Below are 16,716 nucleotides of genomic sequence, written 5' to 3' on the forward strand. Positions count from 1 at the left end.
ACTCTTTTCAGCTGTATTCATAATATTCATGGCTAAACAGTTTCTACACTAATGCCATGATGCACCCCCTATCATTTATCTAATGGTACCACATAAGGTACTTATATAGAATTTTAAAATTCTTTTAAATAAAATTCAGAAATAATTATGTATCATCATAAAATCCCCACTCTTTTGTTGTATCATTAACATAAATGATTCATCATTGATATACAGAAATAATTTAAACGAGGATGGTTACTTTGCAGATCATTATGTCCCATGTAAATACTGATTTTGATGCGCTCGCTTCTTTGATAGCGGCGAAAAAGCTGTATCCTGATGCAAGGGTTGTCATTCCGAATGAACAGACTGCACCTGTCAGACAGTTTTTAACGATATACAGAGATACTTTTGATTTCGCCGAGGATCATCAGGTCGACTGGGAAGAGGTAAGCGATCTGATTCTTGTCGATACCGCTTCACTTTCAAGACTCGGCAACTATAAGAAGAAGCTGGACCCGGCCAAATTGAATATTACAGTGTATGACCACCACCCGCCGGGAAGCAATGATGCCGACGCAGATGCAAGGATCGTGGAACCGGTCGGTGCGACAGTGACTTTATTCATCGAGGAAATGATTGAACAGAGAATCCCGGTCTCATCATTTGAAGCGACGCTTTTCGGACTCGGCATATACACGGATACCGGGTCTTTCACATTTCCGAACACGACGGACCGGGATTTTCAGGCGGCGAGTTTTCTGATGAAAAACAATATGAACCTGGAAATCATCCAGCGTTTTGCGGATTACAAACTCACTCCGGATCAGCAAAACCTTCTGAATCAGCTGTTCCGTGAGGCAAAGACCTACTATAAAGACGGTTTGAAATTTATTGTCAGTTCATATCAGATCGATGTGTATTTGAGGGAGCTTTCAACCATTACGGATAAACTTCTTGATATCAGCGGTGCCGACACTGTAGTAACGGTCGTCAAAATGGAAAAGAATGTTCACATCGTCGGCCGCGGCAATTCAGAGAGGATCGATCTCACTCCTCTGCTCCATAAATTTGACGGCGGCGGACATCCGCAGGCGGGATCTGCGACTGTCCGTAAAAGCGGACTTGATGAGATCGTCGAACAAGTTAAAAGTCACCTCGACCTGATTTTAAAACCTGCAATTACCGCAGAGGATATTATGACCAGTCCGGTGAAAATAATCCCGCCGGATACGAAAATCGAAGAAGCCGGCCGGTTGATGTACCGTTACGGTCATTCCGGGTATCCTGTCGTCGAGGATGACAGACTGATCGGCATCATTACAAGACGTGACCTGGACAAGGCCAACCATCACGGTCTCGGCCATGCGCCCATCAAGGCATATATGAGCCGCAACCCTGTCACAATCAAACTTGAAACAACGATTGAAGAGATGCAGAAGCTGATTATAGATAACAATATCGGACGGCTGCCTGTCATGGAAAAAGGACAGCCGGTCGGCATCGTCACAAGGACGAATATCATCGAAGTTCTGCACAGTCAGAAATTGAGTGATGGACTTCGGCAGCCGGAAGTGAAAAATTTGAAGAATGAGATGAAAAAACAGTTGCCTGCCCGTACTTACGCCATGCTGGACGATATCAGCAGAACAGCAGAACGTGCACATGTACCTGTCTACCTGATCGGCGGTATCGTGAGAGATTTGTTCCTGGAACGGCCGAATGAAGATATCGATATCGTCGTTGAAGGTAACGGCATCGAATTTGCCAACAATCTTCAGGCGGATTACGGTGGCAGTGTTAAAATCCATGAAAATTTCGGCACGGCCACTTGGAACCATCCATCAAAATTATCCATAGATGTCACGTCAGCGAGAGTCGAATATTACGACCGCCCCGCTTCACTGCCTGACGTTGAACTGTCCACTTTGAATGAAGATTTATACAGGCGGGATTTCACCATCAACTCGATGGCGCTCTGTCTGAATCCTGAGATTTTCGGTGATCTCGTGGATCCTTTCAAAGGACAGGCAGATCTCCGGAGCAAAACGATCAAAGTGCTGCACAACTTAAGTTTTATCGAAGACCCGACAAGAATTCTCCGCGCGGTGCGCTTTGAGACACGGTTCAACTTTCTGATGGATAAGCAGACGGAAAGTCTGGCACTGAACTCCATGGCGAGGATGAAAGACTTATCGGCCCATCGTATCGTTGAAGAGATGAAGCGGATGTTCAAAGATGAAAAACCGCCGGAGACGATAAGAAGATTGTTCGAACTGCATTTCTGGCAGCAGTTCGGCACTGATGACGCCAGCCGTGAAGCAAGTTTCATCCACGCCAACCAGCTGGATATGCTCTATGAAACGCACTCACAGTTCCGCAGCAATAAAATCAGCTGGTTCGACTATTTCGTCATCCCCTTCTATCACAGCGGGAATACGAATCTTGCCAGAACATTCGCCCTGACAAGGCACAATTTAAAGTTCCTCCAGGACATCGGTGATCTGTCACAGATTGACGGCTGGGAACAGATATCGTCTGTAGGTGATTTTCAGCGTTTCTTGAAAGATTATACGGATGATGCGATTTTATTTTTCATATCAAAAGAAAATTTTAAAAATGAAGAAATGATCATTTCCTACTTGGAAAAGCGACATGATATTTCACCGCTTCTGACCGGGGAAGATCTCATTCAGCAGGGATTCAAGCCGGGCAGACATTTTAAAGATATATTGATGGCACTTGACGTCGCCATATTGAATGAAGAGATAAAAACAAAAGAAGCGGCTGTCGACTGGCTGCACAAACATTTTGATTCATAATTTCAAAAGCAAGGTGATGATGTAAATTCATCCCTTGCTTTTTTCTTGATAAGACTTTAACATACGGATTTGGCTTATATAAATTAAAAGTACATAATATTAATCAACTAGATAAAAGTGAGGTGTGCGCTATGGATTTTACTTTACCGACTTTACTCGTTGTTGCGATTTTCATCAGTCTCGGTATTCTCAGCCAATGGGTGGCAGGACTGGTCAAGTTTCCCCCAATAGTAATAATGTCCATTGTCGGCCTGTTGATCGGCCCGATATTCGGCTGGACGAACCCGGAGGAACTGCTTGGCAGTGAATTGTTCAGCACTGTCACCTCTCTTGCGGTCGCCATCATTTTATTTGAAGGCAGCAGCAATTTGAATGCCCGTGAACTTAAAGGGATATCAATCGCAATGCGCAGAATCCTCACCTTGAATGCACTGCTCGGATGGGGGCTCGGTACACTGGCGATGTATTTCATCATCGGTTTCCCGCTGTCCATTTCACTGGTTTTGTCCGGTCTCTTCATCGTTACAGGACCGACAGTCATCCAACCGTTATTGAAACAGGCAAAAGTGAAGCGTTCCGTTGATTCGATACTGCGCTGGGAAAGTATCATTCTGGACCCTGTCGGTCCGATGCTTGCTCTGCTCGCATTTTATGTATTCCAGTTTGCAGCGGACGGTTTCCAGATGGAACTCGTCATGGACTATGTCATCGGATTTGCCGCTGCTGCCATTCTTGGTTACGGCGGTGCATTGTTGTTCAGAGTTTTGCTGACGACGGATATACTGCCTCAGCATCTGATGACACCGATGCAGTTTGTTTTCATCATTATCATATTCAGTCTCAGCGACGCGATACTCCATGAATCGGGGCTCTTAGCCATTACGATCTTCGGTTTCGTCATGGCACAGCTGAAAAATCAGCATCTTATCTTCCAGGAGTCCAACCACTTCATTGATGATCTGTCGATGATCAGTGTATCGACTGTATTCATCCTGATCACTTCATCACTGACGATGGATATGCTGAGTGTCGTCATCGCCTGGGAAGTGCTTTTATTCTGCCTGGCCATGATCCTGGTCGTCCGTCCGATTGCCGTGCTGTTATCGACGATAAATACCGAGCTCACAATCCGCGAAAAATTGTTCGTCAGTGGTGTCGCACCGCGGGGTATCGTCGCACTGACTGTTGCAGGATTTTTCGGCGGTCTGTTCAATGAGATGAATACCGACATGGCAGAAATGATTGTTCCCGTCACTTTCGCACTCGTGTTCATCACAGTGGTCGTCTACGGTTTCAGCTTCAAGCCGCTCAGTAAAGCACTCGACCTTTCAAGCAGGAAGCCGCCGGGTGTCATCATTGTCGGAGAAAGTTATTTTGCGATACAGCTTGCGATCAAAATTCAAAAACATAATATTCCCGTCGCAATGTCCGACGTCCTTGCGAATCAAAGGTACAATATCGAAGATTACGGCATCGAAAAGATTTCCGGCAGTCTGCTTGCAGAGTCTGAACGCATGTTCCAGGATATGACCCGTTTCGACAAATGTCTGCTCCTGACGCGTTCATTCACGTTCAACAACCTGGCCTTCAATGTTCTCAGCGAAGAGTTTGGGGTTAAAAACGTGAATATTGTCGCCCCGCCGAAAGATGCCCACTCTACCATAGAGGATTGGGAACGGAACCATATATTATTCAATGAAGATTTAAACTACAAAGTGCTGAATAAATATATCAGGGAAAATGAAATTGTCGAAATTCCTTCATCCGAACGTAAAAATCTCGATGATGATGATATTGTGCTCTACCACATCAGTAAAGATAAGAAGATTACATTCAATGTACTGACATCAAAAGTGAAAAATTCGAATGGCAGCGTACTTGGAGTATTAAAGGGCGCCGGTAGATATTTGAAATGATTCATCAAGTTAAAATCACCATTCCTGAGCTTTTCCAAACAAAAACAGCCATCCACATATGAAAGTGGATGGCTGTTTTCAACTCCAACATTATATATTACCCAGTTCCTGTTCTCTTTTCAGTTTTTCCGGAGTGACGTCATTCCCCAGCGGGTCTACGACAGTCATTCCTGAAAAGGAATCAAGCACCTGGCCTCTGATCTGCTTCAAATAATTTTCTCTTAACACGCTTTGTTCTTCTTTTTCTGCATCGGTCAAACCGATTGTTTTCTGTATTTTTGCCAACTCGTTGATTCTATCCAATCCTACTATCATCATATATCCTCATTTCATTTAAAATTTAAAAAGCTGTACTTAGGTTCGATAATTGCCGGGAACTTCGGGACCACATACTCACCCAGTTCCTGGATGACTTCTTCCGCTGGACGGCTGTTCTGCTTCAGGGCGATCATCACATGATTCACGCCCGCTTCCTGGTATGCATTCAAATAATCGATTAAAAAGTGGCGTCCTGACCTGAATCCGATCGGCAGCGGCTTCGCTGTTTCACCCGGCCGTTCGGACAGGTCAATCGCAAGCGGCTGCGCGAACGGTTTGAATGTCTTCGTTGCTGCTCTCCACTGATTCACCAGTTTTTTCTGACCCTGCAGATCCTGCGGGTAGAATAACCAGCCGTCAGTATTTTCAGCCAGCCATTCCATCTTCTGTCCACTGTATCCCGTCCCAAAAACAGGGATGCCGCCCAACCCCGGCTTCGGTACCACGTCGCCCTCGGTCAAGTTCACACGTTCCGACTGGATTTTCGGAAATTCTTCAGCCCACATCTGCTTCATCACTTCAATGGACTCCCTGAACAACTCACCTTTATCTTCAACGTCTGTTTTAAAAGCAGGAAATTCGATCGGCCGGTCCCCGCTGGCTGCGCCGAATAAAAACCGTTGGCCGGAAAGGCTCTCCAGTGTCGCGGCTGATTTTGCCGTATGAATCGGATGGCGTAAAGTTGTCACAATACTGCCTGTGCCGAGTGCGATCTCTTTAGTATGCGCCGCAACGTAAGTGAGAAACATGAAGGGGTCATACAGACCGCCGACATCTCCGAAGTTCGGATCATAGAGCGGCGCATCCCTCACGAATAATGAGGCGAAGCCATAATCTTCAGCCATTTTCGCCAGCCTGACCTGTTCTTCCAGATTCATCTCTGGAAAACTGCCTGTGTAGGATTCCAGCGGAAACATCAGGCCGAGTGTCATTTTATTTTCTTTGAATGTTCTTTTGAAACCTTTATGATTTTGAAACTGAGTCATATCTTCACCTCTTTCTATGTATGTTAAACAACCATCTTCTCTTCAACCCATTTTTTTAAATCGATTATATTTTCTGTAAAACGTCTCGAGCCGATATCTTCAGACAATGAAGCGATCGTTTCCCGCTTCAATACTTTCTTCCATGAAGTTTCCGCTTCATCCATCAGTTCCTCGAGGACGCAGCATCTGTCATCTTTTTCGAGTTCCAGCATGTCATCCAGTATTCCGCTTGGACTGTAAAGTGACTGCTGACCCTCAATCGCAACATATATATCATACACCCTGATGTCTTCAGGAGCCTTATTCAGCTTGAATCCGCCTTTAACTCCGGGTACGGATTTGATGATATCCGCACTGACCAGCTTTCGCAGCAGCTTTTGAAAATACGTCGGCGAGGCACCCAGCTGTTCACTGATCACTTCACTGTGCAAAACCGCTTTTTCCGGAAGCATATTAAGCAGCAGCACCGCGTACACCGACTGTTCCACACCAGTTTTCATCTGCATCATTCACACCGCTTTTCATAATGTCATTCTAAACTGGATAATCATTGTCCGGTTTAGCTTTCACTATATTAACAGACGAAGTTTAAACAGTCAATACCCGTGCTTGGAAAGGTTTAACAGGCACTCGCCAAACTCACGAGTGCCTGCAAGACAAGAAAACCACAGAAAACACTTCGGTTTCCTGTGGTCGACCATATATTTAATTACTTTGAACTTCTTTTCTCCAGACGAATGCCATAAAAATAGCGAATGCAGATATGCTGCATATGATTGTGACGAGAGCGAGCGGCCATGCGATGTGTTCGCCGCCTAGTCCGACGAGTGGTGAAACAACCGCTCCGCCTATAAATGGAAGGAGTCCCAAAAATGCCGAGGCGCTCCCCGCTGACTTCTTCTGGTTTTTAAGTCCCAGTGAAAATGCGGTTGGTGACACAAATCCGATACTGGAAACGACCATGAACAGAGCGATGATAATCACAGGCAGAGATAAATCCCCGACTACCACAATAATCAGCAGCACACTTCCGGTCAGTGAGAGCAGTACACCGGACAGCATGATCTTCACTTCATCCACCTTAGCCGCAATTCTCCCCGAAATCTGTGCAGCGATGATGATCCCAAGGCCATTCAGTGCAAATATCAGGGAAAATTGCTGTGGTGACACTTCATAAATATTTTGAAGGATGAACGGTGAGCCTGCGATATAAGCAAACATGCCCGACATGATCAGACTTTGTGTAAATGAAATTCCAAGGAACACTTTATCTTTCAGCAGGTCTCCAAATGTTTTCACCACCGCAAAAACTGTTCCTTCAGACCTGCCCTCAGCCGGAAGGGTTTCACTGTACAGAAACATCACTGATAACAGAAGCAGTATGCCGATCATGGCGATGATATAAAATACGACCGGCCATGAACCGAAATTGAGCACAAAGCCGCCGGATATCGGTGCCAGTATCGGTGCCGCACCGCTCACGAGTGCGAGCAGCGCGAATGCTTTGGTCAATTCATTACCCGAATAAATATCCCGTGCTGCAGCGCGTGCGATCACAATCCCCGCTGCACCAGTGAAGCCCTGGATAAAACGGAGCAGAATAAAAATCCCGATAGTCGTCGTGAATGCAAGCGCCAATGATGTGACAGAATAGATGGCCAGACTGAAAATCAAAGGTTTCTTCCTGCCTCTGATATCACTTAACGGACCGAACATCAGCTGACCCGTTGCGAGGCCGATCAGACATGTCGTCAGACTCATCTGTACGAGTGAAGCGGATGTATTGAGATCGTCCGCCACTACTGGAAGCGCCGGCAGATACATATCCATCGATAAGGGACCGATTGCGGTCAATGCACCGAGCAGGATGACAATCCAATATTTATTATGACTTTTATTACTTATAGATGAATTCATGACAGCAGCCTTTTCTTGAAATTATTTATAGACGGAACAATCAAAAGTATACCACTCCCCTATTTTACTTGCTATGGCACAAAAAAGTTCCAATCCTTTGATGGATTAGAACTCTCGTTTCGAAAAACATTCTTTTTAAGTTGAACATTATATATATTCAACCTGCAAATCTTTTAATACCTCATCTACCCATGGACGTTCATATTTCCCATTCTCGACAATATTTTTCATGATACCCACTTCTTTATCAGTAATTTTCCGTGCCTTTTCAGCCAAATCTTTTGCATCGTCAGGGTCTATGATAACTATCCCATCCGCATCTCCTACAATGATATCTCCTGGTTTGACGACTTTGCCACCAAAAGTCACTGTCGTGTTAATTTCACCTGGACCATTTTTGTATGGGCCATCAGGGGTAATGCCTCTAGCGTATACTGGAATATCCATCTGCTCCAGTGCATCAGCATCTCTGATACTCCCGTCAACAATCACACCTGCCAGTTTCCGAGACTTGCAATAACTCAGCATGATTTCTCCTAAAATCGCTCTTTCAGTATAACCGTCTGCATCTATCACGATTACATCCCCCGGTTGAGCCATATCCATAGCTTTATGGAACATCAGATTATCACCTGCCGGTACCTTTACAGTGAAAGCTGTCCCTAAAAGCGGAGCTTTATTCATAGGCCGGATTTCTGGTGCAACAGCTCCGAGCCTCCCCATACAATCATCTATATTAGGAACAGGAAGTCTTTTAAAAAGATCGACTACATCTTTGGACGGCCTATTAAATTCTTTTACTATACGACATCCGATATTTTTCATAATCATTCTCCTATTTGAAAGTGAATTCAGTATTTTTATCAAGTATTTCGCTATTCGCAACAAACCTTTTATCAATCGTATTATTATTCAGAACATCATTAACTAATTCAAACGCCCAGTTCAGTTGTTTGCTTTTTGATCCATCACCGTAAAAAGCACTATGGCTAGTAAGCAGAACATTATCCATTGCTTTTAATGCCGAATGTTCATCCAGAGGTTCGTTTTCAAATACATCCAATCCAGCAAATCTAATCTTTTTCTTCTGTAATGCATCTACTAAAGCTTCTTCATCAATTAGTGGTCCACGCGCAATATTGATAATCATCGCATCAGATTTCATTTTTTCAAATGCATCATAACTGAACATATACTTCGTTTCATCATTCAATGGTGCGTGGATAGATATTACATCTGACTGTTCAAGTAACTCATTGAAATCTACAAATTGCACATCAAAGTCTTTCTGAAGTTTTTCAGGAAAAAATGGATCGCAAGTAATCACTCTTGAATTGAATCCATGTCTAAAAATTTTATATAGTTCCTGAGCAGAACCACCAAATCCATAAAGGCCAATTGTCATTTTCGGTATGGATTTAGGTATGAAATACTGTGCTTTTGGCCATTCGCCTGCCCTGATTTTTCTATCATAGTAAGAAGTATTTCTAGTCAAGCCCAATATAAATGAGGTCGCATGTGCAGCCAGCTCTTCTGTACAAAATCCCGGCATATTCAATATCGCCGTGTTGTTGTTACTTGCAGTATCCAAATCGATGGAGTTAACACCGATTCCAAACCTTTGTACGAGTTTCAGATTCGGTGCAGAATCAAGGACTCTTTGACTGATTGGTGGGTTTCCAGTTCCCAGTATCGCATCGGCATCGGCTACTCCATCAATGATCTCATCTTCTGTATCATAATGTTGTAACTCTAGTTCTATTCCAACTTTTTTAAATTTATCTTTCAGCATTGTCAATTCATCATATGTGACACTGCCATAGTTTTTGTCTACAACAACTGCTTTCTTCATAACATTAACTCCTTTTCTGTATTATAGTGGCCAAAATATTGGTATTAAAATCATGGACCCGACTAAAACAACTACTGAAAGTCCTATACCAGGTATGAAAAATTCTTTGAATCCCAGGTTCCCCGGCTGTATCACCAATGTATTGGTGCCAGAACCTACAGGAGTTAAGAATGGTGCAGAGGCGGCCACACAAATTGCTACCCCGATAGCCACAGGATTAATATCCAGCGTTACTGCAATTGGAATGAATAACGGTGTTAACAGTACAACTGTAGAAGTATTCATCATCATATTGGTGAGCAACATGGTCAATACAAGAATAATAAATAAAAACAACAGTTTATTAGGGCTGTCTCCTAGTACATATACCATACTGTTTGCAATTACATCTCCCGCTCCACTGACACTCATTGCTGTAGATACTGCAATCATACCACCCACGATGAACAGTGTAGGCCAGTCAATTGCTTTTACAGCTTCTTTCTGGTTAAGACAACCTGTCAATACCAATAAAGCTGCGCCAATTGCGGCTACAAAGAACATCGGAAAACTTTCGTGATTAATCGCCATTGCAATCAGGACTCCAAACAATATAATTAATGTTATAACTGCTTTGAAAGGACTGAACGTTCTTGTCTCATCTTCCGATTGTGTATAAGATTTTAAAAACTCGGAATCAGAAGAATCTCCAGCTACAAGCATCTTCTTACCTATAGTTAAAAAGTACAGCAAGAATAATATGACGAGCGGCACCCCTATTTTCCCAAGTTCAAAAAAGGATAAGAACTCGATACCTTGCTCTTCAATCAGGCCGGCAGTTGCCATGTTACTTGCAGCACCTGCCAAGGTTAAGTTGCCACCTATACTTGCTGCAAAAGATAATGGAATCAACTGTCTGGAAACTGAAACTTTCGCATTCATGCTCATTCCAATTACAATTGGAAGCATCATTGCAACGACTCCAAGCCCACTGGCAATTGAAGATAATAGTACTGCTACCAAAACAACAGCCACCATAATGCCCGTTTCAGAATCTCCTGTGAATTTGGTCAGCCAGGAACTTAGCTTTCCAGCAATCCCTGTATGAAATAACGCTGAACCAATAATCATCATCGAACCCAAAAGAACGATTGTCGAGCTTCCCATTGCCTGAAAAACAACTTCCTGTTCTATTATTCCTATGACACCCAGTAAAATAGCTCCTGACATTGCTGTCACAGCCAAAGGTATCTTTTCTGTAACAAAGAAAAAGACCATTACTGCCAATACTAATAAAGTTATTATCGCTTCTGTTTCCACTTAACCACCCCTATAGCTTTAAAGTAATACTTTCTATCTTTATAGCAACAGCTCAGACAATTTCAATATGAAATTAAAGATATAATTTTAAAAACCGCTTACATTTCTAAATAATCTGAGTTGTTTGCTTATGAATACATTCTATATCTAATATCAATTGAATGATAATATGTATTATTCTATAATTGGTATAACCTTTTGGCTATATAGGAGGCATATAACATGCTCTTTAAAAATTACGATTATTTTATTGCAATAGTGGAAGAAGGCGGAATATCCAAAGCAGCTAAAAAATTGTATATTTCGCAACCTTCATTGAGTAAGTACTTATTGAGACTCGAGGATAATCTCAATGTCACTCTTTTTGACCGTACAAAAACACCGCTCGTACTGACGTATACAGGAGAGCGGTATTACAGATATATTAAGGAAGTAATCGCTTTGGATAAAAAGCTTCAAATTGAGTTTTCCGAGATTAATGAAACAGAAAGAGGGGTTGTCAATCTTGGACTAGCTCTATGGAGAGGCTCGGTTCTATTGCCGGAAATCCTGCCGAAATTTGTGAATGATCATCCTTATATTGAAATTAAGTTGACTGAGGGTATTTCCAGTTTTTTAACTGGTGAAATCATCAATGAAAAATTGGATTTTGCAATCATGAATCTGCCTATGGATATGGATATTAAAAATCTTTCATTTGATACTTTAGCCGAAGAAGAAATTTTACTTGTGGGAAATGAAGAGAGTCCTTTTGTGCAGAAAGCCCTGCAGCAAAATGATGTTAAAGGATATCATCCTTACCTGGATATTAAGACCATTCATGATGAATTGTTCATCCTTACCAAACATGGACAAAATTTAACCCGTTCAATCCATCACCACTTCAGTAAACATCATATTGAACCTAAAAATATAATTGAAACGGAAAATTTGACCACAGCGATAAACCTCGTGTCAGAAGGTTTAGGATTTACTTTTGTACCCGAGAGAGGTATTATCGGCAAGCATTTACCGGATAATATCGTCCCCTTTACCCTTAATGATCCAGGCTTGATCTGGCCTTTGGCAGTGGTTTATAAGAAGGATACTTATTTATCAAAAATATCAAGTTTATTAATAAACCACTTAAAAGATCATTTCAATGAAGACATTGATGAATGATTAACTTAACGCTCTCCAGGCTAAAGTATACTAACTAAAAATAAAGGAATGATAAATGATGAAAAGTCCTAAAGAAACAGAAATAATCCAGTTGAATATAGAAGACGATGGCAGAATACCCAACCATTGGAAGTTACCGCTTCTTATATATAAAAACGTGTTGGACGAGGAGGATGATGCCGTTAAAATCCTGAACGGCAACAACTGGGCCGGCGAATGGCTCGGTTCAGTGTTTCCATACCACCATTACCACAGCAACACCCATGAAGTCCTTGTGGCTCATAGCGGTACCGCAACTCTGCAGCTCGGCGGTGAACTTGGAGAAACGGTTGATGTAGAAAAAGGGGATGCAATAATCCTCCCGGCAGGTTACGGACATAAGATGATTGAATCAAGCAACGATTATCAGAACTACGGTGCCTACCCGAACGGAATGAGCCATGATATGTGTTACGGAAAAGAAGAGGAACGACCGGAGATGTTGGAAAACATAAAACATGTGCCCATGCCTGAAGCAGATCCCATTTTCGGTGAAGAAGGTCCGCTGTTCAACTACTGGGAAGATTGATTTATTAAACAAGCCTGTACTTGAATTTTCAGGTACAGGCTTGTCAGTATTCTAGTAAAAATCCGGCTTATCCAAATGTTCCGACCCCGGTTCATACACACCCGGGCTTTCCCGGCTGTATTTCGCCGAATTTCCTATGATATCCATGACCATTCTTGCTACGGCTTCGCGTGTAATCCGGGCACCGACGAAGGGGTCGCCTTTATCAGTCGTACTGTACGATTCATTTTCAGGATCATTATATAACCACGTCAATCTCAGTAAAGTATAATCGAGACTGGAATTCTCTACAGACTGTGCTTTTTCTTTATGCACCTGCATCACCGGAAGGCTGCCAATGATGCTCTCATTCCAGCGTCCGAACCTTCCTGCCACATCATCATATATATCCAGGACCGATGCAGCAACCAACCTCTCCACCCTGCTATGCTCCATCACGTCAATGATATTTTCAGTGCCGGAGTCGTCCGCCATCTCATTCAAATAAACAACATCCGCCCCGTCGATTGCCTGCTTCAATTTTTCAGTATCATTAAAATCGCCGTTAATAATTCTCTCTCTGCCGGAATCCACTGCTGCCAGCCTCTGATTTCCATTTCTCGCAAACAACACGATTTCGTGGTCCGTTTCATCTCTCAGTCTTTCAGTCAATATTCTGCTGATCTGCCCGGCTGCACCGAGAATCGCTATTTTCAATATACAAACCTCCAAACAACTTTATACTTTAAATGCTACAAGTTCCAAAGCTTGATAAACAGCGATTTGCCTATAATAAGCATACCGGTTTTATTTTCAAATCCTTCTTTTTTAATACTATTAAAAAGTATTTACAATTATCTGAATATTAGATATGATTATTTTCATAACATCACAGAGGGGGAATTTTATGAACGCAATAGTAGTAGCAGTCATTGGTATCGCAGTGTTCGCGCTCGGCTACCGTTATTATTCAAAATTTGTAGCAGAGCGGATATTCAGGCTGGATCCAAATTATGTGACACCGGCCCATAAGTATAATGATGGTGTCGATTTCGTCCCGACAAATAAATTCGTACTTTGGGGACACCACTTTTCTTCAGTAGCAGGTGCAGCACCTATTTTAGGGCCGGCCATCGCAGTATACTGGGGCTGGGGACCTGCATTTTTATGGGTCATCCTGGGAACGGTGCTTGCTGCAGGGGTACATGACTTCGGTACGCTGGCATTATCCGTCCGCAACAAAGGACAGTCCATCGGTACCATCGCCGAAAAATTTATCGGCAAGCGCGGAAAGATTCTATTCTTATTTATAATACTTACTTTACTATTAATGGTTAACGCAGTTTTTGCATGGGTGATCGCCAACTTATTCATCTCTTACCCTGCAAGTGTCATTCCGGTATTCATCCAGATTCCTCTTGCGATATGGATCGGGTATGCAGCATATAAACGTAACATGAAAATGCTCATTCCTTCATTGATAGCGCTCGCCATCATGTACGGTGCAGCAGTGGTTGCAGCAGAAGTGCCGTTCCTGCAGATTGATCTTGTGCAGTACATGGGCGGAGAAAATGGTGCCGGCATATTCGGTCTGGGTGCGGTGTCCAGTGCTTTCTTCATCTGGATCATGATACTTCTGATCTATGTATACTTTGCATCAACTCTGCCGGTTTGGAAACTGCTTCAGCCGAGGGACTTTATCAATTCCCACCAGCTGTCAGTCGGACTGCTTATCCTATATGCGGGTCTGTTATTTACAAATCCTGAGATTACGGCACCCATCACAAACCCTGATGCAGAGGTGTCATGGCTGCCGCTGTTATTCATCACCATCGCATGTGGTGCGATTTCCGGTTTCCACGGACTTGTATCATCCGGTACATCTTCCAAGCAGCTGGATAAGGAAACGGATGCCCGCTTCGTCGGTTACTTCGGTGCCGTCGGTGAAGGAATTCTTGCTTTGATTTCCATCCTTGCCGTTGTCACATTGTTCAACAGTACGGCTGATTTCACAGCAGCTTACGGCAGCTTTGCCGATGCAAGTGCCGGCGGCCTGAACAACTTCGTTGAAGGTGCAGCACTGCTTGCAGGCGGTCTCGGTATTGCACCGCATATCGCAACGACGATCGTTGCGATCATCGTGGTCAGCTTTGCTGCCACTTCACTTGATACATCAGTCCGCCTGATGCGTTACATCGTTTCTGAAATCGGTGTTGAATACAACGTCAATGCTTTAACTAATAAGCACGTTGCGACAACGATCACAATCGGTGCTTCAGCAGCACTTGTACTGCTTCCTGAAGGCCCGAACGGTTTCGGTTCAGGAGGATACCTGATCTGGCCGCTGTTTGGTACATCCAACCAGCTGCTTGCCGGTATCAGTTTATTATTAATATCCATCTGGCTGAAACGTAGAGGCATCAACTATGCCGTCACGCTGATTCCCATGATATTCTTGATGTTCATGACATTGTATGCGATGTTCACCCAGGTATTCCTAGAATGGGCGTGGTACGCAGAGGATTCAAACATGCTGCTGTTCGTACTGGGTGCAATCATATTCGCAATCGCGGTCTGGATCATCATTACGTCAGTCCAGGCACTCAGCGGTAAATTTGATGATGAACTTAAAAAACATAAAGACTAGTAATATACAGGGTGGTGATATATATGTTGGAAAGTGTGAAGAAACTGATCCGGTATTATGAGGAAGTGCTGGAAATGCCGCACAGGACGGAAGTGGCGAGGGAGCTCAGGGACGAGGATGATCTATTCCTGCTCCTCCTCTACTCCGAAATGATCGGCATACCGAACCCGGTCTACTATTATACGCTTGAATTATATCCGCATATCATCGAAGATTTCCATGACTGGCACCTCAGAATGGGCATGGAAAAGTCACCACTCACAGGCATACGCTGCTGTTAACATAATAAAAGGAGCATATTCACATGGCAGATCACTTGAATAAAATACTCTTCATCGGCGGCAAGGGCGGCGTCGGCAAATCGACTTCCGCCGCTGCCGTAGCCTGGAAGCTCGCCAAAGAGAATAAAAAGACGCTTCTTATTTCCACCGACCCTGCACACAATCTGGGAGATATATTTTCACAGAAAATCGGCGGGGAAACACAGAAAATAACAGACGACCTGTATGCTTTGGAGATTGATCCCGAAACAGAAACGACAAAGTACATCAACTCTGTAAAAGAAAATATCAAAGGCACGGTCCAGTCCAGCATGATTGATGAAGTGAACCGTCAGCTGGACACTGCCAAAGCTTCACCCGGTGCGGATGAATCCGCACTTTTCGATAAGCTGATTTCCATCATCATCGAAGAGGAGAAAGTCTATGACCATCTCGTCTTCGACACAGCCCCGACCGGGCACACCATCAGACTGCTGACACTGCCTGAATTGATGGGTGTGTGGATTGAAGGACTGCTGAAAAAACGCAGAAAGACAAATGAGAACTATACACAGCTGTTGAATGACGGCGAACCGATTGAAGACCCGATCTATGATGTGCTGCTCGAACGGCAGAACCGATTCAAAAAGGCACGTGAAATATTGCTTGAATCTGATAAGACAGGCTTCGTCTTCGTACTGAACCCGGAAAGACTCCCGATTCTTGAAACGAAGAAAGCAATCGACCTGCTTGATCAGTATCATCTTCACGTGAAAACCATTTTTGTCAATAAAGTCTTGCCCGAAGAAGCCGACGGCGCCTTCCTTGAAAAACGCCGCCAGCATGAGAAACAGTATTTGAAAGATATAAAAGATACATTCCCGACACAGCGGAAGATCTATATTCCGTTACTGCCTCATGATATTACGACTTTGGATGAGCTGGATGCGTTCAGTGAATATTATCAACTATAGAGACATTAAAAACAGCGGCCGCTCTTTTTATTAAA

Annotated in this window: 15 protein-coding genes; 7 read left to right on the forward strand and 8 right to left on the reverse strand. The window is 43.5% G+C overall.

The window, feature by feature from the left end; translation table 11 throughout:
- The first annotated feature begins 242 nt into the window (after positions 1-242).
- Positions 243-2,804 carry a CBS domain-containing protein gene (locus ACY8DT_RS01915; protein WP_462421260.1) on the forward strand — a complete coding sequence of 854 codons (2,562 nt, stop codon included), beginning with the start codon at positions 243-245 and terminating at the stop codon, positions 2,802-2,804.
- A 131-nt stretch (positions 2,805-2,935) separates the two neighbouring features.
- Positions 2,936-4,720: a cation:proton antiporter gene (locus tag ACY8DT_RS01920; RefSeq protein ID WP_462421261.1), complete on the forward strand. Its 1,785-nt coding sequence runs from the start codon at positions 2,936-2,938 to the stop codon at positions 4,718-4,720.
- Between the two features lie 90 nt (positions 4,721-4,810).
- On the opposite strand, the gene ACY8DT_RS01925 is transcribed toward ACY8DT_RS01920, so the two are convergent.
- From ACY8DT_RS01925 to ACY8DT_RS01955, 7 genes are all read right to left on the reverse strand, one after another.
- A complete protein-coding gene (locus tag ACY8DT_RS01925; RefSeq protein WP_462421262.1) occupies positions 4,811-5,035 on the reverse strand; it encodes a DUF896 domain-containing protein in 225 nt (74 codons plus the stop codon).
- A 14-nt stretch (positions 5,036-5,049) separates the two neighbouring features.
- Entirely contained in the window at positions 5,050-6,024 is a 975-nt protein-coding gene (locus ACY8DT_RS01930) for an LLM class oxidoreductase (RefSeq protein ID WP_462421263.1), read from the reverse strand.
- Positions 6,025-6,047: 23 nt separating this feature from the next.
- A complete protein-coding gene (locus ACY8DT_RS01935; RefSeq protein WP_462421264.1) occupies positions 6,048-6,530 on the reverse strand; it encodes an RrF2 family transcriptional regulator in 483 nt (160 codons plus the stop codon).
- A 199-nt stretch (positions 6,531-6,729) separates the two neighbouring features.
- Positions 6,730-7,941 carry a multidrug effflux MFS transporter gene (locus ACY8DT_RS01940; protein WP_462421265.1) on the reverse strand — a complete coding sequence of 404 codons (1,212 nt, stop codon included), beginning with the start codon at positions 7,939-7,941 and terminating at the stop codon, positions 6,730-6,732.
- A 147-nt stretch (positions 7,942-8,088) separates the two neighbouring features.
- Positions 8,089-8,766, reverse strand: a complete 678-nt coding sequence (locus tag ACY8DT_RS01945) for an RraA family protein (protein WP_462421266.1) — start codon at positions 8,764-8,766, stop codon at positions 8,089-8,091.
- Positions 8,767-8,776: 10 nt separating this feature from the next.
- Positions 8,777-9,793 (reverse strand): C-terminal binding protein, encoded by a 1,017-nt coding sequence (locus ACY8DT_RS01950; RefSeq protein WP_462421267.1) that lies wholly within the window; start codon positions 9,791-9,793, stop codon positions 8,777-8,779.
- Between the two features lie 21 nt (positions 9,794-9,814).
- Entirely contained in the window at positions 9,815-11,092 is a 1,278-nt protein-coding gene (locus tag ACY8DT_RS01955) for an SLC13 family permease (RefSeq protein ID WP_462421268.1), read from the reverse strand.
- A 222-nt stretch (positions 11,093-11,314) separates the two neighbouring features.
- On the opposite strand from ACY8DT_RS01955, the gene ACY8DT_RS01960 reads away from it, so the two are divergent.
- Entirely contained in the window at positions 11,315-12,253 is a 939-nt protein-coding gene (locus ACY8DT_RS01960) for a LysR family transcriptional regulator (RefSeq protein ID WP_462421269.1), read from the forward strand.
- Between the two features lie 58 nt (positions 12,254-12,311).
- Complete coding sequence (locus tag ACY8DT_RS01965) at positions 12,312-12,821, forward strand: cupin domain-containing protein (protein ID WP_462421270.1); 510 nt, start codon at positions 12,312-12,314, stop codon at positions 12,819-12,821.
- A gap of 51 nt (positions 12,822-12,872) precedes the next feature.
- On the opposite strand, the gene ACY8DT_RS01970 is transcribed toward ACY8DT_RS01965, so the two are convergent.
- A complete protein-coding gene (locus ACY8DT_RS01970) occupies positions 12,873-13,517 on the reverse strand; it encodes an NAD(P)H-binding protein (RefSeq protein ID WP_462421271.1) in 645 nt (214 codons plus the stop codon).
- A 190-nt stretch (positions 13,518-13,707) separates the two neighbouring features.
- Here ACY8DT_RS01970 and ACY8DT_RS01975 point away from each other — a divergent pair, with 190 nt between their 5' ends.
- From ACY8DT_RS01975 to ACY8DT_RS01985, 3 genes are read left to right on the forward strand one after another with little or no spacing between them, the layout of a single operon-like run.
- A complete protein-coding gene (locus ACY8DT_RS01975; RefSeq protein WP_462421272.1) occupies positions 13,708-15,447 on the forward strand; it encodes a carbon starvation CstA family protein in 1,740 nt (579 codons plus the stop codon).
- 23 nt (positions 15,448-15,470) lie between these two features.
- Positions 15,471-15,728 (forward strand): cory-CC-star protein, encoded by a 258-nt coding sequence (locus ACY8DT_RS01980; RefSeq protein WP_092984002.1) that lies wholly within the window; start codon positions 15,471-15,473, stop codon positions 15,726-15,728.
- Between the two features lie 23 nt (positions 15,729-15,751).
- Entirely contained in the window at positions 15,752-16,681 is a 930-nt protein-coding gene (locus tag ACY8DT_RS01985) for an ArsA family ATPase (RefSeq protein ID WP_462421273.1), read from the forward strand.
- Positions 16,682-16,716 lie beyond the last annotated feature (35 nt).

Source organism: Salinicoccus sp. Marseille-QA3875 (genome assembly GCF_054950095.1).